This is a genomic window from Branchiibius cervicis (assembly GCF_042661605.1).
GTDB lineage: Bacteria > Actinomycetota > Actinomycetes > Actinomycetales > Dermatophilaceae > Branchiibius > Branchiibius cervicis.
On the sequence record NZ_JBHSWJ010000002.1, the window covers coordinates 3,731,819 to 3,756,802 of the forward strand.

Annotated in this window: 30 protein-coding genes and 2 pseudogenes; 19 read left to right on the forward strand and 13 right to left on the reverse strand. The window is 67.3% G+C overall.

Features of this window, described 5'->3' with window-relative positions; translation table 11 throughout:
* Window positions 1-29: 29 nt before the first annotated feature.
* Window positions 30-245 (forward strand): annotated as a pseudogene (locus tag ACFQBT_RS19270) (AsnC family protein); the annotation flags it as partial.
* 24 nt (window positions 246-269) lie between these two features.
* A complete protein-coding gene (locus tag ACFQBT_RS19275) occupies window positions 270-1,151 on the forward strand; it encodes an Lrp/AsnC family transcriptional regulator (RefSeq protein WP_377825618.1) in 882 nt (293 codons plus the stop codon).
* 14 nt (window positions 1,152-1,165) lie between these two features.
* On the opposite strand, the gene ACFQBT_RS19280 is transcribed toward ACFQBT_RS19275, so the two are convergent.
* Window positions 1,166-2,389, reverse strand: a complete 1,224-nt coding sequence (locus ACFQBT_RS19280; protein WP_377825241.1) for an AGE family epimerase/isomerase — start codon at window positions 2,387-2,389, stop codon at window positions 1,166-1,168.
* An 82-nt stretch (window positions 2,390-2,471) separates the two neighbouring features.
* Between ACFQBT_RS19280 and paaK the strand changes: the two are divergent.
* A pseudogene (gene paaK, locus ACFQBT_RS19285) lies at window positions 2,472-3,777 on the forward strand (phenylacetate--CoA ligase PaaK).
* Between the two features lie 105 nt (window positions 3,778-3,882).
* On the opposite strand, the gene ACFQBT_RS19290 reads toward paaK, so the two are convergent.
* The 3 genes from ACFQBT_RS19290 to paaZ form a co-directional block, all read right to left on the reverse strand.
* The gene (locus ACFQBT_RS19290; protein ID WP_377825243.1) at window positions 3,883-4,389 is read right to left on the reverse strand and encodes an OsmC family protein; all 507 of its coding nucleotides are present in this window, start codon (window positions 4,387-4,389) and stop codon (window positions 3,883-3,885) included.
* A 123-nt stretch (window positions 4,390-4,512) separates the two neighbouring features.
* Window positions 4,513-4,812 (reverse strand): EthD family reductase, encoded by a 300-nt coding sequence (locus ACFQBT_RS19295; RefSeq protein WP_377825245.1) that lies wholly within the window; start codon window positions 4,810-4,812, stop codon window positions 4,513-4,515.
* 10 nt (window positions 4,813-4,822) lie between these two features.
* On the reverse strand, window positions 4,823-6,853 hold the full coding sequence (gene paaZ / locus ACFQBT_RS19300; RefSeq protein ID WP_377825247.1) for a phenylacetic acid degradation bifunctional protein PaaZ: 2,031 nt from the start codon (window positions 6,851-6,853) through the stop codon (window positions 4,823-4,825).
* Window positions 6,854-6,953: 100 nt separating this feature from the next.
* On the opposite strand from paaZ, the gene paaA reads away from it, so the two are divergent.
* Genes paaA through paaI form a run of 9 tightly spaced genes read left to right on the forward strand, consistent with a single transcriptional unit; the run spans window position 6,954 to window position 12,652 of the window.
* The gene (gene paaA / locus ACFQBT_RS19305) at window positions 6,954-7,892 is read left to right on the forward strand and encodes a 1,2-phenylacetyl-CoA epoxidase subunit PaaA (RefSeq protein ID WP_377825249.1); all 939 of its coding nucleotides are present in this window, start codon (window positions 6,954-6,956) and stop codon (window positions 7,890-7,892) included.
* Entirely contained in the window at window positions 7,889-8,191 is a 303-nt protein-coding gene (gene paaB, locus ACFQBT_RS19310; RefSeq protein WP_465252296.1) for a 1,2-phenylacetyl-CoA epoxidase subunit PaaB, read from the forward strand. Before paaA ends, paaB begins: the two co-directional genes overlap by 4 nt.
* Before the next feature lie 10 nt (window positions 8,192-8,201).
* Window positions 8,202-9,113 carry a 1,2-phenylacetyl-CoA epoxidase subunit PaaC gene (gene paaC / locus ACFQBT_RS19315; protein WP_377825251.1) on the forward strand — a complete coding sequence of 304 codons (912 nt, stop codon included), beginning with the start codon at window positions 8,202-8,204 and terminating at the stop codon, window positions 9,111-9,113.
* Window positions 9,114-9,118: 5 nt separating this feature from the next.
* Window positions 9,119-9,484, forward strand: coding sequence for a 1,2-phenylacetyl-CoA epoxidase subunit PaaD (gene paaD, locus ACFQBT_RS19320; RefSeq protein ID WP_377825253.1), 366 nt, complete (start codon window positions 9,119-9,121; stop codon window positions 9,482-9,484).
* Between the two features lie 32 nt (window positions 9,485-9,516).
* On the forward strand, window positions 9,517-9,606 hold the full coding sequence (locus ACFQBT_RS19960; protein WP_465252301.1) for a PaaD-like zinc ribbon domain-containing protein: 90 nt from the start codon (window positions 9,517-9,519) through the stop codon (window positions 9,604-9,606).
* Window positions 9,606-10,658 carry a 1,2-phenylacetyl-CoA epoxidase subunit PaaE gene (gene paaE / locus ACFQBT_RS19325; protein WP_377825254.1) on the forward strand — a complete coding sequence of 351 codons (1,053 nt, stop codon included), beginning with the start codon at window positions 9,606-9,608 and terminating at the stop codon, window positions 10,656-10,658. Before ACFQBT_RS19960 ends, paaE begins: the two co-directional genes overlap by 1 nt.
* On the forward strand, window positions 10,651-11,391 hold the full coding sequence (locus ACFQBT_RS19330) for an enoyl-CoA hydratase/isomerase family protein (protein ID WP_377825256.1): 741 nt from the start codon (window positions 10,651-10,653) through the stop codon (window positions 11,389-11,391). The genes paaE and ACFQBT_RS19330 overlap by 8 nt, the downstream gene beginning before the upstream one ends.
* The gene (locus ACFQBT_RS19335; RefSeq protein WP_377825258.1) at window positions 11,388-12,224 is read left to right on the forward strand and encodes a 3-hydroxyacyl-CoA dehydrogenase family protein; all 837 of its coding nucleotides are present in this window, start codon (window positions 11,388-11,390) and stop codon (window positions 12,222-12,224) included. Before ACFQBT_RS19330 ends, ACFQBT_RS19335 begins: the two co-directional genes overlap by 4 nt.
* Window positions 12,218-12,652 (forward strand): hydroxyphenylacetyl-CoA thioesterase PaaI, encoded by a 435-nt coding sequence (gene paaI / locus ACFQBT_RS19340; protein ID WP_377825260.1) that lies wholly within the window; start codon window positions 12,218-12,220, stop codon window positions 12,650-12,652. The genes ACFQBT_RS19335 and paaI overlap by 7 nt, the downstream gene beginning before the upstream one ends.
* On the opposite strand, the gene ACFQBT_RS19345 is transcribed toward paaI, so the two are convergent.
* Window positions 12,642-13,238 (reverse strand): TetR/AcrR family transcriptional regulator, encoded by a 597-nt coding sequence (locus tag ACFQBT_RS19345; RefSeq protein ID WP_377825262.1) that lies wholly within the window; start codon window positions 13,236-13,238, stop codon window positions 12,642-12,644. The genes paaI and ACFQBT_RS19345 overlap by 11 nt on opposite strands.
* A 34-nt stretch (window positions 13,239-13,272) precedes the next feature.
* Between ACFQBT_RS19345 and ACFQBT_RS19350 the strand changes: the two genes are divergently transcribed.
* Complete coding sequence (locus ACFQBT_RS19350) at window positions 13,273-14,049, forward strand: enoyl-CoA hydratase/isomerase family protein (protein WP_377825264.1); 777 nt, start codon at window positions 13,273-13,275, stop codon at window positions 14,047-14,049.
* Window positions 14,050-14,078: 29 nt separating this feature from the next.
* Here ACFQBT_RS19350 and ACFQBT_RS19355 read toward each other — a convergent pair whose 3' ends face one another.
* Complete coding sequence (locus ACFQBT_RS19355; protein ID WP_377825266.1) at window positions 14,079-14,690, reverse strand: HdeD family acid-resistance protein; 612 nt, start codon at window positions 14,688-14,690, stop codon at window positions 14,079-14,081.
* A 130-nt stretch (window positions 14,691-14,820) separates the two neighbouring features.
* On the opposite strand from ACFQBT_RS19355, the gene ACFQBT_RS19360 reads away from it, so the two are divergent.
* The 4 genes from ACFQBT_RS19360 to ACFQBT_RS19375 are packed head-to-tail and all read left to right on the forward strand — an operon-like array spanning window position 14,821 to window position 17,781.
* Window positions 14,821-15,735, forward strand: a complete 915-nt coding sequence (locus ACFQBT_RS19360) for a metal ABC transporter solute-binding protein, Zn/Mn family (protein ID WP_377825268.1) — start codon at window positions 14,821-14,823, stop codon at window positions 15,733-15,735.
* Window positions 15,732-16,541 (forward strand): metal ABC transporter ATP-binding protein, encoded by an 810-nt coding sequence (locus ACFQBT_RS19365; protein WP_377825270.1) that lies wholly within the window; start codon window positions 15,732-15,734, stop codon window positions 16,539-16,541. Before ACFQBT_RS19360 ends, ACFQBT_RS19365 begins: the two co-directional genes overlap by 4 nt.
* Window positions 16,541-17,392 carry a metal ABC transporter permease gene (locus ACFQBT_RS19370; RefSeq protein ID WP_377825272.1) on the forward strand — a complete coding sequence of 284 codons (852 nt, stop codon included), beginning with the start codon at window positions 16,541-16,543 and terminating at the stop codon, window positions 17,390-17,392. Before ACFQBT_RS19365 ends, ACFQBT_RS19370 begins: the two co-directional genes overlap by 1 nt.
* Window positions 17,389-17,781, forward strand: coding sequence for a Fur family transcriptional regulator (locus ACFQBT_RS19375; protein ID WP_377825274.1), 393 nt, complete (start codon window positions 17,389-17,391; stop codon window positions 17,779-17,781). Before ACFQBT_RS19370 ends, ACFQBT_RS19375 begins: the two co-directional genes overlap by 4 nt.
* Here ACFQBT_RS19375 and ACFQBT_RS19380 read toward each other — a convergent pair.
* The 5 genes from ACFQBT_RS19380 to ACFQBT_RS19400 all read right to left on the reverse strand — a co-directional run bounded on the left by ACFQBT_RS19380 (window position 17,760) and on the right by ACFQBT_RS19400 (window position 21,897).
* Window positions 17,760-19,040 (reverse strand): cryptochrome/photolyase family protein, encoded by a 1,281-nt coding sequence (locus ACFQBT_RS19380; RefSeq protein ID WP_377825574.1) that lies wholly within the window; start codon window positions 19,038-19,040, stop codon window positions 17,760-17,762. The genes ACFQBT_RS19375 and ACFQBT_RS19380 overlap by 22 nt on opposite strands.
* Window positions 19,041-19,140: 100 nt before the next feature.
* Entirely contained in the window at window positions 19,141-19,815 is a 675-nt protein-coding gene (locus ACFQBT_RS19385; protein ID WP_377825275.1) for a VIT1/CCC1 transporter family protein, read from the reverse strand.
* Window positions 19,816-19,846: 31 nt separating this feature from the next.
* Window positions 19,847-20,482 carry a hypothetical protein gene (locus ACFQBT_RS19390; RefSeq protein WP_377825277.1) on the reverse strand — a complete coding sequence of 212 codons (636 nt, stop codon included), beginning with the start codon at window positions 20,480-20,482 and terminating at the stop codon, window positions 19,847-19,849.
* A gap of 63 nt (window positions 20,483-20,545) precedes the next feature.
* Complete coding sequence (locus ACFQBT_RS19395; protein ID WP_377825576.1) at window positions 20,546-21,760, reverse strand: HNH endonuclease; 1,215 nt, start codon at window positions 21,758-21,760, stop codon at window positions 20,546-20,548.
* Entirely contained in the window at window positions 21,721-21,897 is a 177-nt protein-coding gene (locus ACFQBT_RS19400) for a hypothetical protein (protein ID WP_377825620.1), read from the reverse strand. The genes ACFQBT_RS19395 and ACFQBT_RS19400 overlap by 40 nt, the downstream gene beginning before the upstream one ends.
* A 202-nt stretch (window positions 21,898-22,099) precedes the next feature.
* Here ACFQBT_RS19400 and ACFQBT_RS19405 point away from each other — a divergent pair, with 202 nt between their 5' ends.
* Together ACFQBT_RS19405 and ACFQBT_RS19410 are read left to right on the forward strand one after the other, a co-directional pair.
* A complete protein-coding gene (locus ACFQBT_RS19405; RefSeq protein WP_377825278.1) occupies window positions 22,100-23,173 on the forward strand; it encodes a Mur ligase family protein in 1,074 nt (357 codons plus the stop codon).
* The gene (locus tag ACFQBT_RS19410; RefSeq protein WP_377825279.1) at window positions 23,062-23,526 is read left to right on the forward strand and encodes a glutamate ligase domain-containing protein; all 465 of its coding nucleotides are present in this window, start codon (window positions 23,062-23,064) and stop codon (window positions 23,524-23,526) included. The genes ACFQBT_RS19405 and ACFQBT_RS19410 overlap by 112 nt, the downstream gene beginning before the upstream one ends.
* On the opposite strand, the gene ACFQBT_RS19415 is transcribed toward ACFQBT_RS19410, so the two are convergent.
* Both ACFQBT_RS19415 and ACFQBT_RS19420 read right to left on the reverse strand, forming a co-directional pair.
* Window positions 23,506-24,498 (reverse strand): aldo/keto reductase, encoded by a 993-nt coding sequence (locus ACFQBT_RS19415; RefSeq protein ID WP_377825281.1) that lies wholly within the window; start codon window positions 24,496-24,498, stop codon window positions 23,506-23,508. The genes ACFQBT_RS19410 and ACFQBT_RS19415 overlap by 21 nt on opposite strands.
* The gene (locus ACFQBT_RS19420; RefSeq protein ID WP_377825283.1) at window positions 24,495-24,959 is read right to left on the reverse strand and encodes a MerR family transcriptional regulator; all 465 of its coding nucleotides are present in this window, start codon (window positions 24,957-24,959) and stop codon (window positions 24,495-24,497) included. Before ACFQBT_RS19420 ends, ACFQBT_RS19415 begins: the two co-directional genes overlap by 4 nt.
* Window positions 24,960-24,984: the final 25 nt, after the last annotated feature.

Below are 24,984 nucleotides of genomic sequence, written 5' to 3' on the forward strand. Positions count from 1 at the left end.
ATGGATAGAGCCGCGGCCGGGCTGAAACGATGAGCGAAACAGTAGGGAGCCCACGCCCGGAGACCGTGGAATCGCTGATTTTCGGCGGATCAGGCGACGATGCGCTCGAATCCGGAACTCCGGCGGTCCCTGAACTGGCTGATGCTGACCAGAGGTTGATTGCCGCGCTCCAGGCACAGCCGCGCGCCACCTGGCAGGAAATCGGGCGGGCCGTCAACGGCAGTGCCAGTTCCGCAGCTCGGCGATGGGAGCGTCTCTCGGCAGGCGGCGTGAGCTGGATCTGTGCGTATCCGGCCCGTTTGGTCACCACGGTCGGCTACTGCTGGATCAGCGTCCTACCCGGTAAGCGGCGACGGGTGGGCTCGATCCTCGCGGCCGACCCAGCGGCGTACTGGATCGAAGCACTGGAGGGGGACTTCAGCTATTTCGTAGCGATCCGGGCCACATCGCTTCGGCGGTTCCACGCCACTGTCGAGAATGTCGAGGTGCTACCCGGGGTGGTGTCCGTGCGTACGCAAGTGGTCCGCTCCGTCCTTCACGATGGTTCGCGCTGGCAACCGCGAGCGGTCGGTCCGGTGGATCCTGGCACGCCCCCCGTCTGGGGTGTCGAACCCACCTTCTCGGCATCCCCCACGCAGAAGGATCTGGGACTCTGGACGGCGCTCTTGCGTAACGGCCGGGCCTCATACATCGAATTAGCTACGGAGAGTGGGTTTTCCGAGCGTGCCCTGCGTGATCGCCTGCCGAAGATGCTGCATTCCGGTGTGCTCACCACGCGGTGCGACGTCTGCCAGGAAGCACTCGGACTGCCGGTCGGGATGTTCTTGTCCATCAGGGGTACCGCGCAGGGTCCGAGGCTCGCGAGAGTCGCGCGACGGGTACCCGGGGTGCGGGTCGTGTCAGCAGTGAGCGGGACGGCGCCGTTCCTGTTGTTGGTCTGGCTGCCGGCACCGAGTGAGGCCGAACGCGTCCTCGCGACGCTGCATTCGGCGATACCGGATCTTGAAGTGGAGCGGCTGGAGTTCTGTGTGCGGTCGATCAAGCGGTACGGCCGACTGTTCGGACCCGATGGTCGAGTGGCCGCCCTCCAGCCGGGGATCGGGGAATGGGACGCAATGACAGCGGCGCCGGCACCCATCGAACTGCGGTAGCAAAGCGTCGGTCGTTACGCGAGACGGCCCTGCGCGATCGCGGTGGCAAAGCTGGGCGTCAGCGGCAGCAACGGCAGCAGGGTCGCCTGGAACGCGTGGTACAGGTCGGGTTTGCCGGACCAGACCGTTGCCGCCGGTCGGTTGTGCTCATCGAGTTCGTGGTGCCACGACCCGTGGTCGTGATCGAGCACGTAACGGTGCGCGTAGTCCCACCACTGCGCGTACCGATCGGCGTACGCCGGGTCGCCGGTCCGGTGCCAGAGCGTCACTGCCGCGCCGAGCGCCTCGGCGACGACCCAGTGCATTCGTTGCCGCACCACGGGTTTGCCGGACCAGTCGGTCGTGTAGACGAAGCCGTCGGCGCCGTCGGCGGCCCAGCCGTCAGCCACCGCCCGGTCGAAGAGATGGCGGGCGGCGCCGAACCAATCGGTGTCGCCGGGCTCTCCCAGGGCTGCCTCCAGGTGGAGCAGCAGCCGGGACCATTCCAGGGCGTGGCCGACGGTTGCTCCGTAGGGCTTGAACTGGTCGCCCGGTTTGTCACGGTTCAGCTCCAACCGGGGCCGCCAGTCGGCGTCGAAGTGTTCCGGGATGCGCCACTGGTTGGCCCGCGCCTGCGCGATGACGAACTGCGAGATGCGGCGGGCACGTTCGAGCCACGCGCGGTCGCCGGTGACGTCGGCTGCAGCCAGGCACGCTTCGACCAGGTGCATGTTGGCGTTGATCCCGCGGTAGGGGTCGCAGCGGCTGAAGGTGCGATCCCACTCATCGACTGCGAGTCCGTGATCGTCGTCCCAGAACCGTTGCAGGAGAGTCTCTGCGGCTTCGTCCAACAGGGCTGGCGCCCCTTCGAGGCCGGCCGCCACGGCAGAGGTGGCCGCAAGTAGGACGAACGCGTGGGCGTAGGCCGCCTTGGTGCCGTCGGGCTCGCCGGGCCCGAGGCTGGCCAGCCACCCGCCGTACTCCGGATCGTGCAGCGGGCCGGTCAGTCCGGCCAGTGCGGCCCGCGCGATGGGCCGGCTGCCGGGGACACCCATCAGGTGCCCCAGGGAGTAGACGTGCACCGTGCGGGCCGTGATCCACGTGTGGATCCCGTTCTGCGGCACGGGTTCTCCGTGATCATTCAGCCAGTAGGCACCCCCGTCCGCACTCGGCGTACGCCGACCGAAAATCAGCAGGGAACGCGCCTGCTCGTGGAGCCATTCGCGGTGGGTCGGCAGTTCGGGCCACGGGGCGGTCATGGCCGCGATCATCCCACCGGTTGCCACGTGTGACCCCTGACACATAAGATACTGACCGATCGTTCAGGAAAAGGGAGGCCCCATGGAAGACCGGACCCCGCGCCCCGAGGACCTCGAACCCATCGAACGGGCTTCGACCGATGAGTTGCGCGCGCTGCAGACCGAGCGGCTGCGCTGGTCGGTGCGGCACGCGTACGAGAACGTGCCGCACTACCGCAACAGTTTCGACAACGCGGGGGTCCACCCCGACGACGTGAAGGAACTGAGCGATCTGGCCAAACTGCCGTTCACGGCAAAGGCCGACCTGCGGGACAACTACCCGTTCGGGATGTTCGCAGTGCCGCGCACGCAGGTCGCCCGGGTGCACGCGTCGTCCGGGACGACCGGCAAGCCGACGGTCGTGGGCTACACCGCCAAGGACATCGACACGTGGGCGACGGTGGTCGCGCGCAGCATCCGGGCAGCCGGCGGGCGCGCGGGCGACATCATGCACAACGCCTACGGTTACGGGTTGTTCACCGGCGGGTTGGGCGCGCACTACGGCGCCGAAAAGCTCGGTTGCACCGTCGTGCCGGTGTCCGGGGGATGACCGAGCGACAGGTGCAGCTCATCCAGGACTTCCGTCCCGACCTGATCATGGTGACCCCGTCGTACATGCTGGCGATCATCGATGAGATGGAGCGCCAGGGCGTCGACCCGCGCTCGACCTCGCTCAAGGTCGGCATCTTCGGGGCGGAGCCCTGGACCAACGACATGCGGTGGGAGATGGAGCAACGCCTCGATATGCACGCGGTCGACATCTACGGCCTGTCCGAGGTCATGGGTCCGGGCGTTGCCAACGAGTGCGTCGAAACCAAGGACGGGCTGCACATCTGGGAGGACCACTTCTACCCGGAGGTCATCGACCCGATCACCGGGGAGGTGCTGCCCGACGGCGAGGAAGGCGAGCTGGTCTTCACCAGCCTCACCAAAGAGGCCATGCCGATCATCCGGTACCGCACGCGCGACCTCACGCGGCTGCTGCCCGGCACGGCCCGCACGATGCGCCGGATGGAGAAGATCACCGGCCGCACCGACGACATGATCATCCTGCGGGGGTCAATCTCTTCCCGACACAGATCGAGGAACTGATCCTGCGCACGCCGGCGCTGTCGCCGCACTTCCAGTGCGTACTCTCCCGCACGGACACCCTCGATGCGATGACCGTGTTGGTCGAGCACCGCGAAAACGCCTCTCTGGCAGACGGTCTCGCAGCCGGTCAGGAGCTTCGCCGCCTCGTGAAGAGCACGATCGGCGTCTCGGTCACGGTCGACGTGGTCGCACCGGACTCGGTCGAGCGGTCCGTGGGCAAGATGCGCCGGATCGTGGACCGCCGATCCAAGCGCTGATTGCCGTCGTCCCGCCTCGTCACATCAGCGGCAATCCGCAATCCAGCGGTTGTTTTGGCGCGAATCCGTCCGCTGGATTGCCGATTGCCGTCGCACTGCAGGGCCTCACGCGCGCCGGACGACGACCTCTGGCGGAGTCTTCAAGCTCTGCCCCACGACGCAGTAGCGCTCGGTCAGCTCGGCCAGCTTCGCCAACGCGGTGTCGTCTGCGTCGGTGGCCAGCGTGATCGTCAGCCGGATCGGGCCGACGCCCACGTCGACGGAGCGATCCAGCCCCAAGGTGCCGCGCGCGTCGAACGTCGACTCCGCTTGCACAGTAACGTCGGCATAGGCGATCCGCATCGCCGTCGCGACACTGCGGCAGGTGACGCCGGCGCAGGCGACGAGAGCCTCCAGCAGCAGGTCACCCGAGCACGCGTCGGAGCCGTCACCGCCCGTCGCGGGGTGTAGACCGGCCCGCACCGGACCGGCGAATCCGTCCACCGTGCAGGTGATCCCGTCATCGCGGAAGTCACCGGTCGCATGGATCGGGATCGACGCAGCGGCTGGGTCGGACCGGTACTTCTCCTTCAACGGAGCTTGCAGGGCGCGGAGTTCATCGACCGTGGTCATCCCACAGGCTTACACCCGTCCGGCGCGAAGCCCTCATCACATCAGCGGCAATTCGCAATTCTGCGGTCGTTGCGGCAGTGAAACGTCCGCTGGATTGCCCATTGCCGTCGCATGGCCGGGCGGCTACTGCTCGTCCACCTCGCCGATGTACATCGTCATCGTCGCCGGCAAGGTCGCCGCATCCTCGCCGGCTGCGGCCATCTGCGGGGAGGTGAGGGCTGCTTTCAAGGCCGCCTCGTCCGCGAACCACAGCTCTGCCACGAAGTACGGCGAGTCACCGCCATTCAGCGACGTCGGGTGGGAGGTGGTGAACCGGGCCAGCCCGGGTAACGCCTTCACCAGGTCGATGTGGGTGTTGGCGTAATGCTCCTCGAACTCCTCGACGCTCGTGGGTTGTCCGTACGTCACCGTGATCCGCTGCATCGGTCCTCGCTCAGTCTTGTTTGGCGACCAGGGTCAGTACGTCGTACGTTGCCACCGGCTCATCGCGCTGGTTGGTCACGACGGCGTCCCATCGCACCTCACCGTAGTCGGCGCTGGAGCGCGGCGTGATGGCCTTGACCGTCAAGGTGACTGCGATCGAGTCGTCCACCTTGACCGGGGTGAGGAAACGCAGGTTGTCCACCCCGAAGTTCGCCAGCACCGGGCCCGGGTTCGGCTCCACGAACAGGCCCGCGGCCAACGACACCACCAGGTAGCCGTGGGCCACGATCCCGCCAAAGAGCGGGTTGGCAGCAGCCGCTTCGGGGTCGGTGTGCGCGTAGAACGTGTCGCCCGTGAACTCCGCGAAGTGGGCGATGTCGTCGGCCGTCACCGTACGTCGATCGGAGACGATCGCGTCCCCGATCCGCAGCGTGGCCAAGGACTTGCGGAACGGGTGCTGCGACGACACCGTCCGCTCGGCCCCGGTGAACCAGGATCCGGTGATCGCGGTCAGAGCATCCGGGGAAGCCTGGATCGCGGTCCGCTGCATGTGGTGCAGCACGGCCCGGATGCCGCCCAGCTCCTCGCCCCCGCCGGCCCGGCCGGGGCCGCCGTGCACCAGGCTCGGCAGCGGTGACCCGTGGCCGGTCGACTCGGCGGCGTCGTCGCGGTCCAGGACCAGCAGCCGCCCGTGCCACGGCGCGAGACCGAGGATGACCTCTCGGGCGACCGCGGGGTCATGCGTCACCAACGAGCCGGCAAGGCTGCCGCCACCCTTCGCGGCGAGCGAAATCGCCTCGGGCACCGACGAATAGGTGATCACCGTCGAGACCGGCCCGAACGGCTCGACCTCGTGCGGCTCCATCGCACCGTCGTGGGCGCGCAGCAGCACCGGCCCCATGAAGGCACCGTCGACCGCCGAGGCATCGACCACCGACACGTGGTCGGGATCGCCGAACACCAGATCCGCCGACGCCCGCAGCGCCTGCACGCTCTTGCGGACCTCGTCACGCTGGTCGAGGCTGACCAGGGCACCCATGCGCACCGTCTCGTCGGCGGGGTTGCCGACGGTGATCTTGGAAAGCCGTTGTGAGAGCGCGGAAATCACGTCGTCTACCCGGTCGGCGGGGACGAGAACCCGGCGGATCGCCGTACACTTCTGCCCGGCCTTGACGGTCATCTCGGTGACGACGCCCTTGACGAACAGGTCGAACTCAGGGTCCTCGGGGCGCACGTCCGGCCCGAGGATGGAGCAGTTCAACGAGTCGGCCTCCACGCCCAGCTCGAGGCCGCCGTACACGACGCTGGGGTGCTGGCGCAGCGTGGCCGCAGTGGCGGCCGAACCGGTGAACGCCAGGTGGTCCTGGGTGCCCAGCAGGTCCAGCAGACCCTCGGGACTGCCGCACAACAGCTGCAGCGAACCCTCCGGGAGCAGACCGCTGTCGAGCATCGAGGCCGCGACCGCGTGGGTGAGGTAGGCGGTCTGGCTGGCCGGTTTGACCAACGAGGGCCGGCCGGCGAGGAAGGCCGGCGCGAACTTCTCCAACATGCCCCACACCGGGAAGTTGAAGGCGTTGATCTGCACCGCGACCCCGGGGCGGGAGGTGTAGATGTGCTGGCCGACGAAGGTACCGGCCTTGCCGAGGGTCTCGGGTTTGCCGTCCAGGACGATGGTGTCGTTGGGCAGCTCGCGGGTGGCCTTGGACGCGAACGAGAAGACCGTACCGATGCCGCCGTCGATGTCGGCCGCCGAATCGCGGCGGGTCGCACCCGTGTGGGTGGACAACGCGTAGAAGTCGTCCTTGGCGGCGGTCAGGTGCTTGGCCACGGCTTTGAGGATCGCCGCGCGCTCGTGGAAGGTCAGGGCCTGGATCGCGGGTACGCCGACCGTGCGGGCGTGCTCGATCGCAGCGGCCAGGTCGGCGCCGGTCGCCGAGACCCGGCAGACCTCCTGTCCGGTGACGGCATCGAGGACCGGGCGACCCTCATCGGAGGCGGTGAACCAGGAGCCGGCGAGATAGCTGCTGAGCAGTTCGGACACGAAGGGACCTCTCGGGTGGTCGGAAGACAGGTTGCGCGGGTGTGATCCAGCTGACATATTATTACTGAACGAACGGTCTGTAAATACACCAGGAGGTCCCGTGACCCTTGTCGAAGACACGTATCTCGAAGGTCACTTCGACGCTGTCATCGAGGCGAACGACCGCATCGAACCGCGGGACTGGATGCCGGAGAAGTACCGCGCCACCCTGGTCCGGCAGATCGCCCAGCACGCGCACTCCGAGATCATCGGCATGCAGCCGGAGGGCAACTGGATCACCCGTGCGCCGTCACTGCGCCGCAAGGCGATCCTGCTGGCCAAGGTGCAGGACGAAGCGGGCCACGGGCTCTACCTCTACTCCGCGTGCGAGACCCTCGGGGTCTCCCGCAGCGAGCTGACCGAGCTGCTGCTGGCCGGCAAGCAGAAGTACTCCTCGATCTTCAACTACCCCACGCTGTCCTACGCCGACGTGGGCACCATCGGCTGGCTGGTCGACGGCGCGGCCATCTGCAACCAGGTCCCGCTGTGCCGGACCTCCTTCGGCCCCTACGGCCGGGCGATGATCCGGATCTGCAAGGAAGAATCCTTCCACCAGCGCCAGGGCTTCGAGTTGCTGTCGACGATGATGCGCGGGACCGACGAGCAACGGGCGATGGTGCAGGAGTCGGTGGACCGATTCTGGTGGCCGGCGCTGATGATGTTCGGCCCGCCCGACGACGACTCGCCCAACACCGCCCAGTCGATGGCCTGGGGGATCAAGCGCGACACCAACGACGACCTGCGGCAGAAGTTCGTCGATATGACCGTCCCCCAGGCGGAAGCGCTCGGCGTGACGCTTCCCGACCCGCAGCTGGTTTGGAACGAGCAGCGCGGCCACTACGACTTCGGCTCGCCCGACTGGGCCGAGTTCAAAGCGGTAGTCAAGGGCGAAGGCCCCTGCAACACGCAGCGATTGGCGCACCGGCAGCGCGCCCACGACGAGGGTGCGTGGGTGCGGGAAGCGGCGACGGCGTACGCCGAGAAGGGAGTTCGGGCATGAGCGCGTCCCTTGGAATGAATGCAGACTGGCCGCTGTACGAAGTCTTCGTCCGCGGCAAGCGCGGGCTGAACCACGTCCACGTCGGCTCGCTGCACGCGGCGGATGATGACATGGCGGTCCGGCATGCCCGCGATGTCTACACCCGGCGCAACGAGGGCGTCAGCATCTGGGTCGTGCGCTCGTCCGACATCACCGCATCCAGCCCGGACGAGAAGGATCCGCTCTTCGCGCCGTCGGGGGACAAGGTCTACCGGCATCCGACCTTCTATGCCATCCCCGACAACGTCCCGCACATGTGAGGAGGCGCCCGTGAGCCACGATTCGATCTTTGACGGCTTCGCCGGGGGTGAGGACGCCAACTGGGCGTTCGGCACCGACTTCGAGGACCCGCTGGCCGGAGTGGACACCACTATCACTCCCGGTACGGACGCCGCCGCACTCGCGGTCTACTGCTTGATGCTCGGCGACGATGCGTTGGTCTACGCCAACCGGTTGTCCGAATGGGCCAGCAACGCTCCGGACCTCGAGGAGGACATCGCGTTGGCCAACACGGCACTGGACCTGCTGGGTCAGGCCCGGTTGTTGCTCGCGCGGGCCGCGCTCGCCGATCCGGGTGTCGTCCCGCGGCTACCCGACGGCTCGCCGGTGCCGGGAGAGGACGCCCTGGCGTTCTTCCGGGACGACGCCGGCTTCCGCAACGTGCGCTTCGTGGAACCCGACAACGGTGACTTCGCGGTCACGATCGTGCGGCTGTTCCTTTTCGCGACCTACCGCTTGGCGCTGCTGGACCGGTTGCGGCTGAGCAACGACCGGGTGCTTGCGGCCATCGCCGCCAAGGGCGTCAAAGAGGTCACGTATCACCGCGATTACGCAGCCCGCTGGTTGGTGACCCTCGCGAAAGGCACCGATGAGTCACGCCGCCGCACCCAGGCCGGGTTGCGGGTCGTGCTGCCCTACTGGGCCGAGCTCTTCGACGATCACCCGGTCGAGATCCTGATGGCCGAGCAAGGGGTGGGTGTGCTGCCCAGCACGCTGCGCGAGGAAGCCGATGACATTGTGGCGCAGGCGTTGTCGGCAGCCGACCTCGATCTGCCGGAGATGCCCCGCGTAGGCCCGGTGAACGGCGGCACCGGCCGGGACGGTCGACACACCGAGGCGCTGTCGCGAATGCTGGCCGAGATGCAGTCCGTCGCCCGGGCGCATCCGGCGGGACGATGGTGACCACCGTGGCGACTGCCCGCGAAGTGGCGGCGGCCGTCACCGACCCGGAGTTGCCGATGCTGACCCTGGCCGACCTCGGCGTACTGCGCGATGTGACCGAAGGTGACGACGGCGTCACGGTCACCATCACGCCCACATATTCGGGGTGCCCGGCGATGGCCACCATGCGTGACGATCTGACGGCGGCGTTGCAGCGCAACGGTTTTCCGCACGTCCGGATCGCCGTGAGCTTGGAGCCGGCCTGGACCACCGACTGGATCTCCGAGAAGGGCCGGGCTGCCCTGGAAGAGCACGGGATCTCCGCGCCGGGGCCCGCCCCCGGCGTACCGGGCCAATTGCCTTGTCGTTGTTGCCAACCCGGCGTGCGGTGACCTGCCTGCGATGCGGGTCGCCGCGCACCGAGGTGACGTCGGAGTTCGGGCCGACCGCGTGCAAGGCGATCTACCGCTGCGCCGACTGCCTCGAACCGTTCGAACACGTGAAGGAGATCTGATGGCCACCTTCCACGAGCTCAACGTCGCCAAGGTCGAGCGCCTCACCGACGACGCGGTCGCGGTGACCTTCGAGGTGCCGGACGACCTGCGCGAGCACTTCGACTTCGGCGCCGGGCAGTCGCTGACGCTGCGGCGCCTCATCGACGGTGCCGAGCAGCGGCGCTCATACTCCATCTGTGCTCCTGCGGGCAGCGCGCCGCGGGTCGGCGTGCGTGAGATCCCCGGCGGTGGCACCTTCTCCACCTGGCTGACCCGGGAGGTCCGGGTCGGTGACCGGGTCGAGGTCGGTACGCCGAGTGGCCGCTTCCGTGCGGACCCCGCCTCCGGGGGCCGGCACCTGTGCATCGCTGCGGGCTCGGGCATCACCCCGATGCTGTCGGTTGCGGCCACGGTGCTGACGCATCCCGAGGCGCAAGTGACGTTGCTCTACGGCAACCGGACCAGCGGCTCGGTGATGTTCGCCGAGGAGATCGCCGATCTGAAGGATCGCTATCCCGCACGGTTCGACGTGGTGCATGTGCTGTCGCGTGAGCCGCGGTCGGTCGATCTCTTCTCCGGCCGCCTGGACGCTGATCGACTGCGCCGGTTGTTGGAGCTGCAACCGATGGACGCGATCGATGACGTCTGGTTGTGCGGCCCCTTCGGGATGATCACAGATGCCCGAGAAGTGCTGCAGGAGAGAGGTTTCCCCGCTGAACGTGTGCACTTCGAGTTGTTCTACGTCGACGAGCCGCCGCCGGAGGTACACCGGGCCGAGGCCGCGCTCGACGGTGCGGTCAGCCAGGTCACCGTCACGCTGGACGGTCGGGAGACGCAGATCCCGATGTCGCGTGAGCACAGCATCCTCGACGGCGCGGCCACGTCGCGCAGTGACGTGCCGTTCGCCTGCAAGGGAGGGGTCTGCGGCACCTGCCGGGCGGTGGTGCGCGCGGGCGAGGTCGACATGCGCCGCAACTACGCCCTGGACGACTCCGAGGTGGCGGCCGGCTTCGTGCTCACCTGCCAGACCTACCCGGTCAGCGATGAGGTCAGTGTGGACTTCGATGCCTGAGCCGGTCCTGCTGGAGCAGTCCGGTGACCGGGTGGTCGTGCGGCTCAACCGTCCGCAGGCCCGCAACGCCATCGACCAGGAGATGGTCGACGCGCTGCACAGTGTCTGCGCCGGGTTGGAGGCCGATCCGCGGATCGCGCTCATCATCGGCGAGGGCGGCACGTTCGCGGCCGGGGCGGACATCGCGGCGCTGCGCGATCGGCGTCGTGCCGAGGCGCTGCGCGGGATCAACTCCGCGGTGTTCGATCGGATCCGCCGGCTGCCGATGCCGACCGTCGCGCTGATCGACGGCTACGCCCTGGGCGGCGGCGCCGAGCTCGCCTACGCCTGCGACTTCCGGATCGGGACGCCGATGGTGAAAATCGGCAACCCCGAGACCGGGCTGGGCATCCTCGCCGCCGCAGGCGCCACGTGGCGGCTGGCGGAACTGGTCGGCGAACCGCTGGCCAAGGAGATCCTGCTGGCCGGTCGGGTACTGGGTGCCGACGAAGCGCTCGCCGTCCGCCTGGTGACCGAGGTGGTCGAGGCCGACGACCTGTTGCCGGCCGGTCACCGACTGGCCGACCGCATCGCCCGCAACGCGCCGCTGGCGGTCCAACTGACCAAACGGGTCTTCCATGCGCCGCGGGAGGCGCACCCGTTGATCGACGACATCGCCCAAGCGGTGCTGTTCGAGACGCAGGACAAACACGATCGGATGACGGCATTCCTGGAACGGAGGAAGACATCGTGAAGGTCGGCGTCTACGGCGGCGGTCGGATGGGGGCCGGTATCGCGCACGCGTTCCTGCTGACCGGAGCCGAGGTGAGAGTCATCGAGGCGTCCGAGGAAGCCGCCCAGGCGGCGCGGGAGCGGGTGGCGGCCAGTCTGGCGAAAGCCGCTGCGCGGCAGGCTATTCCGGACGGCTCGTCACCGGAGGGCGCGCTGACGCGTCTGACAGTCGGCGATGACGCCACCGCGCTGCATGACGTCGAGGTCGTGGTCGAAGCAGTCCCGGAGGATACTGCGCTGAAAAAGACTGTGCTGCAGACCTGTTCGCAGCAAGCGCCGCATGCCTGGCTGGCCAGCAACACCAGTTCGCTGTCGATCTCCGAACTGGCGAAGACCCTGCCCAGGCCCGAGCGGTTGATCGGTCTGCACTTCTTCAACCCGGTGCCGGCGAGTGAGCTGGTGGAGATCGTCGTCGGCCGGGACACCGCGCCGGAACTGGTCGAGCTGGCACAGGGCTGGGTGAAGGACCTCGGCAAAACCGCTATCACCGTGCAGGATTCCCCGGGTTTCGCCAGTAGCCGGCTGGGTGTCTTCCTCGCACTGGAGGCGATGCGGATGGTGCAGGACGGCGTGGCCAGCGCCCAGGACGTCGACACCGCCATGACCCTGGGATACAAACATCCGACCGGACCGTTGCGCACCACCGACATCGTGGGGCTGGACGTGCGACTGGCGATCGCCGAGCACCTGGCCAGCGAGTTGGGCGACCGCTTCGAACCACCGCAGATCCTGCGGGACAAGGTCGCGGCCGGAGAGTTGGGCCGTAAGAGCGGTAAAGGGTTCTACCAATGGTGACCGACCCGCAGCAGATCGCGCAGTTGAGCACGCAGGAGATGTGGCGTACCGATGCCGCCAGCCAAGGTCTGGGCATGCAGCTGGTCGCCGTCGGACCAGGCACCGCCACCCTGCAGATGACGATCCGCGACGACATGGTCAACGGCTGGTCCATCGCACACGGTGGATTCATCACCGCGCTGGCCGACTCCGCCTTCGCGGTGGCCTGCAATTCTCACGGTGTCGTGACTGTCGCGGCAAGCATCGACGTCACGTTCCTGGCCCCGGCGCACCGCGGTGACGTGCTCGTGGCCACCGCTACCGAGCGGGTCCGGAGCGGCCGCAACGGGATCTACGACGTCGATGTCACCCGCGACGGTGAGGTCATCGCCACGCTGCAGGGGCGCAGTCGTGCCACCTCGCGCACCAATCCGGCCGTTACGCCGTAAGCCCGTCGAACGCCGTACGCACCATGGCATCGGCCAGCACGTCGGGTGAGGTGGGTCCGCCGGGTCGGTACCACTCGACCAGGGAGTTGACCATGCCGAAGAGGAGACGGCTGGCGACGACCGGATCGATGTCGTCGCGCACGGCGCCTTCGGCGGCGGCCTGCGCGTAGAGCCCGGCGAGCTTCTCGTCCAGCGCACGTCGTCGGCGCAGCGCGTCCTGCTCGATGGGGCTGTTGCCGCGCACGCGCAGCAACAACGTGACGGCGGGCAGGTGCTCGGTCAGGATCAGGACCGAGTCGCGCACCACGGTGCGCAGCCGGTCGTACGCCGATCCCTGGCTGACGCTGGCCGCCTCCACCGTCGCGGTGAGCTGTTCGAGCGCTTCGTCGAGGGCGGCTGCCAGCAGGTGCTCCTTGCTCGGGACGTGGTGGTAGATCGCGGACTTGACCACCCCCAGCTCGGCCGCGATGTCGCCGACGCTCGTGCCGTCGTACCCCTGGCGGTTGAACAGGTCGATCGCGCACCGCAGGATGTCGCTCTGGTCGTAGCCGGGGCGACCGCGGCGGGGGCGGGTCGGTTGCGGCATACCTCGCAACGTAGCCGATGGGTAGCCTGACGGCATGAGCGAGCCAGTGAGTACGACGATCGACGGGTCCGTGGCGACCCTCACCCTCGGCCAACCGGCTCTGAACGTCGCCGTGAAAGAGGCGTTGCGGGATGCGCTCGCGGCGGTGGCGGCAGATCGATCCGTGCGTGCGGTCATCCTGACCGGCACCGGGAGCACCTTCTGCGTCGGACAGGACCTCGCCGAGCACGCCGCCAACCTCGAATCGGCGCCCGAGCGCAGCCTGAACACCGTCGATGAGCACTACAACCCCATCGTGCGGTCGATCGTGTCGATGCCCAAGCCGGTGATCGCGGCGGTCAACGGCACGTGCGTGGGCGCGGGCTTCGGCTTCGCGCTCGCGTGTGACCTGATGGTGCTGTCCAACCAGGCCAAGCTCGGTACGGCCTTCACCGGCATCGGCCTGACGTGCGACTCAGGATTGTCGTGGACGTTGCAGCGGGCGGTGGGCCTGTCCCGCGCCCGCCGACTGGTCATGCTGCCGATGCCCTTCCCGGCGACCGACGCCGTTGGGTGGGGGCTGGCCGCCGAGTTGGTGGCCCCCGACGAAGTGCTCTCAGTCGCCACCCAACTCGCGGTGGGGTTGGCGGCCGGCCCGACCGCGGCGTACGCCGAGTCCAAGGCTCTGCTGGACCACGCCGCCTCCTGCTCGCTGGACCAGGCGCTCGACGCCGAGGGTCCCGCCCAGCAACGGCTGGGTCTGACCCAGGATCATCGGGGCGCCGTGAAGTCCTTCCTGGCCAAGGAAAAACCCCGGTTCACCGGTCACTGACCGATGAACCGGGGTGTTCCCGGAGATGGTTAGAGGGTTCCCTTGATGGTCTGGTTGCCGAAGCGCAGACCGCGGATGATCTGCAGAACACCCATGACCACGAAGGTGATTCCGAGGATCAGCCAGATGATCGAGGCACCCGTGATGGGACCGATCAACAGGATGACGCCGGCCACGATGCTGATCAGGCCGTAGATGATTGCCCAGACCTTCGACGGTGCGTCGCCCAGGGTGACCAGGGTGGCGATGCCGTCGATGATCCAGGAGATACCGATGAAGAGGCCGACGACGAAAGCGAGCCCCACGGTCGCGCTGCCCAGGTGAGCCAGCGCCCAGATCCCGGCCCATGCGAACAACACCGCCACGATCGCGGCGATGACGCGGGCGCGTCCGGGTAGGCCCGGGGTCAGCGCGACTGCGGCGTTGCCCAGGGCGGTGAACAGCACACCGATCGCCAATAGCGCGGTGATGGCCTTGGCGGTGTGACCCGGCCAGATCAGGATCAGCAGTCCGATGACCAGGAGTACCGCGCCGGTCACCAGGAGGAACTGCTTGAAACGCTGGGCGACCGTGCGCTCCAGAGTGTTGGCATCGATCCGGAGACCGTAGTCGTCGGGATCGGAGGTCAGTGTTTCGCTCATGTCAGCAGTATTGCGACTTTCCCGGGAAACAAACAGGTTTGAGCTGCGGCGCGGCACGTGTCGCGCGTAATTGTTCGGTTACTCGCCAGTTGGGTTGCTGATGCAAATGAGAACCGTTATCGTTAATGTCATGACGCGGCGACTGCTTGGTATGACTCTCGGATTGGCAACACTGGCAGGTGGGTTGACCGCATGCGGTGGCGACGGATCCAGTGCCCCGTCGAGCAGCGGCGGGGCCGTGCACGTGGTGGCCTCGACCAACGTGTGGGGCGATGTCGCCAAAACCGTCGGCGGCGATGCGGTGCAGGTCACGTCTTTCATCAACGACCCCAGCCAGGATCCGCATGAGTACGAGGCGAGTGTCCGCAATCAGCTTGCGATCAAGAACGCCGGCATTGTGATCGAGAACGGCGGCGGGTACGACGATTTCATGACCAAGATGGTCAGCTCAGTCGGTGACAGCAACACGGTGCTCAATGCCGTCGAGATCTCCGGCAAGAAGGCGGCTGCGGGCGAGGACCTGAACGAACATGTCTGGTACGACTTCCCCACGGTCCTCAAGGTGGCCGGTGCCCTCAAGGACAAACTGGCGGCCCTGGACCCGGCGCACGCCAACACCTTCGCAACGAACCTGGCTCGATTCACCGATCAGGTGAAAACCCTGGAAGCGCAGACGAGTTCGGTGAAAGCTGCGCACGCGGGCGAACCGGTCGCGATCACCGAGCCGGTGCCGGGGTACATGTTGGAGGCGTGCGGTCTGGTCAACAAGACCCCCGAAGCGTTCAGCGCCGCGATCGAGGACGGTAACGATGTGTCCGTCGGCGTGCTGAACGACACCCTGAAGCTGTTCACCGCTCACCAGGTCAAGGCGCTGGTCTACAACGAGCAGACCACCGGACCGATCACTCAGAAGGTGCTGGACACGGCGAAGAACTCGAAGGTACCCGTCGTGCCGGTGACCGAGACGATGCCGGACGGATCGACGTACGTTACCTGGATGAAGAGCCAGCTGGACGCCCTGTCCAGCGCGTTGGGCCAGGCATGACCACCCCCGCCCTGGAGTTGACCGACGCCGCCCTCGCGTACGGCGATCGCGTCCTGTGGAGCGGGCTGAACCTGACCGTCGAACCGGGTGAGTTCATCGCCGTGCTCGGTCCCAACGGCTCGGGTAAGACGAGTCTGCTGCGCGCGATCCTCGGCCTGCAGCACATCTCCGGCATGGTCCGGGTGGCTGGGGAGCCGGTGCATCGGGGTAACGAACACGTGGGTTATGTACCCCAGCATCGGTCGTCCGCTTCGGCGTTCGCGATCCGCGGCCGGGACCTGGTCCGGCTCGGCATCGACGGGAACCATTGGGGACCCGGTCGACGCAACGCCTCGGTCGAGGCGCGGGTCGACGAACTGTTGGAACAGGTGGGGGCCTCGTCCTACGCCGATGTGCCGATGTCGCTGCTGTCCGGAGGTGAGCAGCAGCGGCTGCGAATCGCCCAGGCGATCGCCAACCGGCCCGCGCTGTTGCTGTGTGACGAACCGTTGGTGTCGCTGGACATTCCGCACCAGCAGGCGGTCGTCCAGCTGATTTCGGACCAGCGGCACAACGACACGGCCACGCTCTTCATCACTCACGAGCTGAATCCAGTTCTGCCGTATTGCGATCGAGTGCTCTATCTGGTGGAAGGCAGCTTCCAGCTCGGAACAGTCGATGAAGTGATGAACGACGAGACGCTGAGCCGACTTTACGGGGCGCCGATCGAGGTCATCCGCCGCGGGGACCGGATCGTGGTGCTGGGCACCGATGTCGCTGCCGGCGACACGCATCATCAGCACTGCCACCCGGGGGAGGAGCACTGATGGACCGGATCTTCAACTTCAGTGACTACGCGGAACTGCTTCCGCTGGTTCAGAACTCGCTGATCGCGGCGATCGCCCTGGGCTTCCTCGGCGGACTCTTCGGCACCTTCGTGATGATGCGCGACCTGCCGTTCGCGGTGCACGGGATCAGCGAGTTGTCCTTCGCGGGTGCCTCGGCTGCGCTGCTGTTCGGGATCAATGTCGTCGCGGGTTCGGTCATCGGATCGCTTCTGGCCGCAGGCATCCTGGGCTTCCTCGGGAGCCGAGCGCGCGACCGCAACTCGATCATCGGCGTACTCATGCCTTTTGGTCTTGGTCTCGGTGTGCTGTGTTTGTCCCTGTATCAAGGGCGGTCGGCCAACAAGTTCGGTCTGCTCCTCGGACAGATCGTGGCGGTCGACGACACCCAGCTGGCGGCGCTCCTGGTCGGTTCGGCCATCGCCATCGTCGCGCTGCTGATCATGTGGCGGCCGTTGCTCTTCGCCAGTGTCGACCCGGAGGTGGCGCAGGCCAGGGGTGTGCCGGTGCGGGCGTTGTCGCTGGCCTTCATGCTGGCGCTCGGTATCGCGGTCGCATTGTCGATCCAGGTGGTCGGTGCCCTGTTGGTGTTGTCGTTGTTGGTCACCCCGGCGGCGGCGGCGTTCCGGGTGACCGCATCCCCGGTGTGGGCGCCTGTGCTGGCAACGGTTTTCGCGCTCATCGCAATGGTCGGCGGCATCCTGCTGGCGACCGGTGCGAGTATCCCGATCAGCCCCTATGTCACGACACTGTCGTTTCTGATCTATCTGATCTGCTGGGCGGTCGGTCGGGCCCGCAGTGCCCGCGGCTGGACCGCCCGGAGGCCGGCATGAGTCGCCGGGTCACGAAGCAAGGAGCGGCGGTCGAGGCGGCACTGGCCTCCGATACGACCTTCCGCAGTGCGCAGGAATTGCACGCGGGCTTGCGGGTGGACGGTCGGCCGATCGGTCTGGCCACGGTGTACCGGCAGTTGAACACCCTCGTCGAGGACGGGCGCGCCGACGTCGTGCAGGGCCCGGACGGTGAGAGCCGCTACCGGTTGTGCGGTCCGTCGGAGGCTGACTCCCATCACCATCACCTGGTCTGCCGGGTGTGCGGAGCCAGCGTCGAGGTGGCCAGCAGTGCCGTCGAGAAGTGGGCGTCGCAGATCGCCGCGGATGCCGGCTACACGCAGGTCAGCCACACCGTGGAGATCTTCGGTCAGTGCCCGCGATGCTCATAACGCCGTAGCGTTTCCTCGCGTTCCGCCTTGTGGTCGATGATCGGCTCCGGGTAGTCGTCGGTCCCGAGTTCGGGGATCCACCGGCGCACGTACGCCCCCGTGGGATCGAACTTCTCGCCTTGGGTGGTCGGATTGAAGACCCGGAAGTACGGCGCGGCATCCGTTCCGGTGCCCGCAACCCATTGCCAGCCATGGTTGTTCGAGGCAATGTCACCGTCGATCAGCCGGTCGAGGAAGTAACGGGCGCCGTGCGGCCACCAGACGTGCAGATCCTTGGTCAGGAAGCTGGCGGTGATCATCCGGACCCGGTTGTGCATCCACCCGGTCTCGTTCAATTGCCGCATTCCCGCATCGACGATGGGGAAGCCCGTGCGGCCCTCTTTCCACGCCTCGAAGAGATCATCGGGGTCGTCGTAGGGGATACCCAGCGGGTTCAGGTCCTGCCACGCGGAGCGCGGGTTGTGATGCAGGACGTCCGCGTAGAACTCGCGCCACGCCAGCTCGGTCGCGAATCGCTCGGCGCCCTTGCTCTTGCTGGTGATATCGGCCAGGAGGGTGCGGGGATGCAGGACGCCGTACTTCAAGTAGGGCGACAACCGGGAGGTTGCATCGAGGTCGGGACGATTGCGGTCGTCACCGTAATCGTCGATGTCGTCGAGGAATTCATGCCAGCGCGTGATCGCCGCGTCCTCGCCGGCGCCCGGAAGCTCGGGTGCTTCGCGGATCGCCTTGTCGAGCATCTTCGCCACTCGCCCGTCGGACTCCGCAGTCGCCCAATGCACGCGATCGACTTTGGCCGGTGCCGGCCAGCCGTGTTCACGCCAGGCCTTCGAGAAGGGGGTGAAGACCTTGTAGGGGTTGCCGCTGCCGTTGGTGATCAGCCCCGGTCCGACGGCGTACGGCGTTCCGGTCTCGACCAATTCGACCTCTGCGTCGTTGAGTGCGGCGGCAATCTTCCGGTCCCGTCGCGCGCCGTACGGAGTGGTTTCGCGGGTGACGTGCACCCGCTCGGCGCCGAGCTCGCGGGCCACCTTCGGGACCACGACGGCAGGGTCACCCAGGCGGATGACCAGTCGATCGGCGTACGCCGCGTTGGTCGCCTTGAGCGTCGCGGCCAGCCAGCCCCGGCGCGCCGGCCCCGCGGACTTCCAGAGCACCGGGTCGATGACGAAGAGGGGAAGGACGCCTGCGCTGCCGGCGTCTTCGTGCGCCTTGAGGAGCGCGGGTGGTCGTGGCGGCGCAGATCGCGACGCAGCCAGAGGATCGCGGGTTCATTCACGGGGCCTAGCCTCCCCGGTCCGCCGACGTACCGGCCACCTACCTGGGGGTCGGCGTACCTTCGGAGGGTTGGCGGCCCGCCTAGTCCGCGAGTTCGCCGACGGACGCCGCGATGGCGAGCGTGAGTAGACCGAAGGACACGGCGCGCACGATGGTGCGCACAGGATGGGTGTGGCCGAACTTGGCACCGACGAGCGAGGTGATGGACAAAGAGATGGTGACAGCGGCCAGGGTGACGATCAGCCGGTTGGACGGCGGCACCACGAGAGCGATCATCGCCGGCATGAAGGCGCCCACGGCAAAAGCGATCGCAGCGCTGAGTCCGGCCAGGATGGGGGCTTCGAAGTCGCGTTCGTCGATGTCGAGCTCGTCGGACATGTGCGCGGCCAGGGCGTTGTGCTGGGTGAGTTCGCCCGCGACGTCGTGCGCGAGACGCTCGCTCAACCCCTTCTCCAGGTAAATATCGACCAGCTCCTGGTACTCCTCGTCCGGCGACAGGGCGAGTCGGCGTTTCTCCTCGGCGATCTCGGCCATGATGGCGTCTCGGTTGAAGGCTGCCTCGGTGTAGCGCATCGCGGCCATGGACGTCGCGCCGGCTGCGATGGCCACGGTCGCCGTGATGATGATGGTGGTGCTGCGCAGATCGGCGGTGGCAAGACCGGACAACAGACCCGCGATCCCGAGGATTCCGTCGTTGACGTCGACCACGCGCTCGCGCCAGATCTGCGCGCGGATCCGTGGGCTCACTTTTGCCACAGCGCAGATCGTAGTGCGGTGGACTCGGCGATCAGCCCGCCTTGCGCAAAGCGGCCGGATCGATGTTGACGGTGCGCAGATACCTGTCCGCGCCACGGATCAGCTGGATGGTCCTAGGCAGGGTGAGCAGTACGGTGAGCAACGCGATGACGCCGAACCAGACGGCGGCGCGGTTGTGCGTCCAATTGGCGGCGATCAGGAACACCCAGATGACAGTGCTGAGCGGCAGACTCCACCGCAGTTGCCTTCGCTGCAGCGCGATCTTGCGAGCCGTGGTGGTCTCGACGTAGCGCAAGAATCGATCGGCGCTCGGTTCGCCGCGGCGGACCGCACGCCGCACGTGCCGCCGGTCACGACGAGACAAGCCCGCGGCCAGCGGAATCCATTGGCCCTTGTAACGCCGCCGCAGACGACGGATGAGGATCGTGACGACGAGCGCATAGAGAGCGATGAACAGAATCAGGAGCACGACACCCAACACCACGTGCCGGGGGCCGTGGGTGCTGTGACGCGGATGATCAGGGCTGATCAGCCGCGCTACGAGGACGCCAACGACTGGCCCGACGACCAGCGCAACGGCCATGTTGATCAACCATCGTGTGCGGGCTCGCTCCCACAGCTCGCGCACGCGACCTTCCAGCCCCGCGGGCACTGGCAACGGCTCCATCGACGCCCCCTACGTTGATCGGAGAGCAATCCGTATCACGCATCGAGGTCAGCAACCGGTTGGCTACACCCGCCGGGGCGTCAGGAAGCCACCCCAGATGATGTCGATGAAGTGGCGTTCGACCGGCGAAACCGGTTGTGGTGGCGAGCTACTGGGCGGGGTGGGGGGTCTGGACGATACGGTCACGCCACCGACGGTGGAGAGGGTGTGATGGGCGTCGCCGGTGACTTGGTAGTCGGGGTGTTCCTTGTCGTGGTTGCAGCGTTCGCACGTGCCCCGGCCGTTGGCTGCGCTGGTCGGCCCGCCGCCGGAAACAGGGCGGATGTGGTCGATGTGTTTGATCTCTGATTCGCAGAACGGGGTGCGGCAGCGTTGGTCCCGTAACCGGATGAACTCCCGCAGTAGGCCGTTGTAGGTGCGCGAGGTGGTTTCCATCCCCACCAACTCTTGGTGGTCGGGGGTGGTGAAGATCCGCCGGATCGCCGGCCCGTGCTCATCGGCGCACCTGCCGATGAGGTCTCGCGCGAACTGGCCGCTGATCGTGCCGTACCCCTCCAGGTGACCGGGGGCATCACCGGTCAGCGCGTCGATCGGCACCATCAGATTGACCCGTACGTTCACCGGCGGCCGTTGCTCGGGGGCTGTGCCGGTCACCAGGGCGACGAGGCTGTCGGCCAGCCCGCGCCGCCGGTGCTGCTGGGTGCTCGTGCCGTTCTGGGTGGTCTTCGCGTTCTGGGAAGCTGTGGCCGCGGCTTGGAGGGCTTGCACGCAGGCCAGGCCGGTGGTCGCGGGCAAGAGGGCAGTCAAGCGCATCATCGAGCCCGGGGCCGAGCGCCAGGTCACGTGTCGGTCTTCCGCGGCGGCGATGGCGCGTACGTGCGCCAGATCCGGATCGAGGCGGGTCACCATCCCGCGAACGGCCTCACGCAGGCCGCGGTCACCGAGGTACTGCCAGCGCTCCTGTAACTCCTGCGTCGTGTGCGCGCGAGCGGCCGGGTCCAGGCCCTCGGTCTCACGGACCAGGATGGCCGCGCGCGTCTCGTCCAGGTGCCCGGCGCGCATCGCGGTCAGGATCTGCGGCATCTGGTGGACGATCACCCGCGCCTGGTGGACCAACCGGTGCCCGGACAGTGGATGACGCCGACGAGCGAGGGCGATTCCCGTCCCGGTGTGCCGGTCGTTGCGCTCGGCGGGCAGGCCGGGTCGGCGGGCACGGGTGTCCTCGCTGGAGGCGGCGGTCAGTTCGATCTGACGGGCGGTGATCGCATCTTGAGGTATTCGAGTTCTTGGATCAGGCCCTGCTGGATCCGTGGTGACTCGCCCTGCCCCGCAGTCGCGTTCACTTCCGCACGCCACCGCTGCACCAGCGCGATCGAGGCCTGCTCGGCCTCGTCCAGCAGGTGCTTTCCGTCCATGCAAAGACGCTATAACCGACCACCGACAACATCGTGCGAGACCATCTGCGGATGACCGTGGATCCGAAGAACCCGCTCACCCTTGCGCGGTTCGTGCGTGCGCGAGGTCGTGGCGACAAGATCTTCCTTCGATACCCACGTATTCCCTTCTCTAGCGGCGAGCCTAGATAGGGCAAGAGACACCAAGCGATACGCTCGCGCGGTGATTCTGGATGGCCCGGCCCTGCGCGACGTACTCGGTGTTGCCGTACCCGAGGTGCAGGTCAGCGCGGTGACCAACGATTCGCGGGCGGTCAGCCCGGGCACGGCGTACGTCGCGATCAAGGGCTTCACGACCGACGGCGCCCAGTTCGTCCCCCAGGCCCTCGAGCAGGGTGCCACCCTCATCGTGGCCGATCACCCGATCGATGGCGCTCCGACCGCCGTCGTGCCCGACACCCGGGCTGCGCTGGCACGCCTGGCCGTGGCCGTGAACGGCGACCCGTCGAAGGACCTCACCGTCTACGGCATTACCGGGACCAACGGCAAGACGACGAGTTCCTATGTGCTGCACGGGATCCTGACGGGCGCCTACGGGGCCGCGAAAACCGGTCTGCTGAGCACCGCTGAGATCATCGTGGGCCGCGACCGTCAGCCAGCTGTGCGTACGACGGGTGAGGCGCCCCTCGTGCAGGGTACCTTGGCGCGGATGCGGGACGAGGGCGTGCGGTACGTCGTCCTGGAGACCAGTTCGCATGGCATCGCACTACAGCGTGTCGCCGGAACCCATTACGCCGCAGCACTTTTCACCAACCTCTCGCGGGACCACCTCGACTTCCATCCGACAATGGAGGACTACTACCTGACCAAACGGCGGCTGTTCGAATGGACCGATGGACCGAAGCTGGCCAATGCCGATGACGAGTACGGCGACCGCTTGGCGGCCGAGATCCCCGGCACCCTGCGCTTCGGGACGGCCAGCGACGCCGACTACCGCGCCCTGGGCGTCGTACAGACGGGTGCCGGCACCGACTTCACACTGCGCACTCCACCCTGGAATTGCCGCTGCACATGCCGCTGCTCGGCGACTACAACGTCCTCAACGTCACCGGTGCTGCGGCGGTCGCTCTCGAGACCGGCATGGACCCGGATAGGTTGCAGCGAGCAGTTGCCGAAATGCCCCAGGTGCCGGGGAGATTCGAGCGCGTTCCCAATGATCGGGGCATCGAGATCATCGTCGACTACGCCCACACCGACGTCGGCCTGGCCGCCGTCCTCGACGTCGCACGCGCTGTGACCCACGGCCGGGTCATCGTCGTCTATGGCGCCGCTGGCCGCCGCGACCCGGCCAAACGTCCCAAGATGGGCGTGGTCGCTTCCGACAAGGCCGATATCGGGATCATCACCACCGATGACTCCTACGACGAGTCGCCGGAGACCATCGCCGCCGAGGTGAAGGCCGGCGCACCGGAGCATGAGGTGATCCTCGATCGCCGGTCCGCGATCCAGAAGGCTCTGAACTATGCGCGACCCGGCGATCTGGTCCTGCTCGCCGGCAAGGGGCACGAACGGGTGCAGCACCTGCCCGACGGTGACGTCGACTTCCACGACGCCACCGTCGCGACCGAACTACTCCGCGACAGAGGCTGATTCGCCCGCTACCCACGCCATGTCGGGATAACGGTCGCCTGCCGGCTGCAATGCCGACAACGCCGCGAGCTGCTCGGCGGACAGTGACAGGGAGACCGCACCGACGTTCTCCTCCAGGTAGGAACGCCGCTTCGTCCCCGGGATCGGGATGACGTCGTCGCCCTGTGCCAGCAGCCAGGCCAGCGCAACCTGTCCTGGGGTGGCATCCATCGAGGCGGCGATCGAGGACACCTGCGCGACCAGGGCTCGGTTGCGCTCGATGTTCTCGGCCTGCCAACGCGGCAGGGTGGTTCGGAAGTCGTCCGTCCCCGGCGCGAGCGCCGCCGCCGACCCGGTCAGCATCCCGCGCCCCAGTGGGCTGTACGGCACGATCGCTGCGCCGATCTCCCGCGCAGCCACCACATCCGAGGCCTCGATGTCACGGCTGAAGACCGACCATTCCGACTGCAACGCCGCGATCGGGTGCACTGCTGCGGCCCGGCGCATCGTATCGGCCGACGCCTCGGAGATGCCCAGATGGCGCACCTTGCCGGCCGTGACCAGAGCGGCCATGGCCCCGACGGTCTCCTCGATCGGCACGTTCGGGTCGACGCGGTGCAGGTAGTACAGATCGATCACCTCCGTGCCGAGCCGCTGCAACGAGGCGTCGACCGCGCTGCGTACATAGTCGGGCGAGCCGTTGACCCCCGCCGGCAGACCGGTGTCGGGGTCGGTGACGATGCCGAACTTGGTCGCGAGCACCACCTCGGAGCGATGGTCGGCCAGGAACGAGGACAGGAGTTGCTCGTTGGCTCCGCCCATGCCGTACATGTCAGCGGTGTCGAAGAAGTTGACGCCGAGTTCCAACGCCCGGGACAGCGTCGCCAGTGCCTCGGCAGAATCGGCCGGTCCGTAGGCGAAGCTCATGCCCATGCAGCCCAGGCCCAGCGCCGAGACGGACAGGTCGCCGATGGTGCGGTACGTCATGGTCATGAGGTGTGTCCTCCGTAGGTCGCGATCTTGTATTCCGTAGCCGCGAGCGACAGCGTCAACTCACGGATCTGGCGACGGGTGGTGTCCCGGTGCTCCAGCAGCATGTCCAGCCGCTCCGGCACGGTGTCGTCGCCGAGGTCGACCAGTGATACGTAGTGCTGCAGGTCGCGGATCGGCATACCCGACAGGCGCATCCGGGTGACGAAGATCAGTCGACGGACCGCTTCGGCCGAGTAGGCACGCTGCCCGGCCGCATCGCGCGGCACGGACACCAGGCCGATCCGCTCGTAGTAGCGCAGGGAGTGCGGGGAGATGTCGAGCAACTCCGCCACCTGGGCCACGGTCAGCGGCTCGTCCACCTCGGGCAGTTCGGTGAGCCGGTGGATCACCTCCACCGATAGCGGCCCGTCGATCTCATCGAGTGCGGACAGCGCCCGACGCATCAGGTCCTCTGTAGCCATGACGGAACGCTAGAGCTTTGAGCGC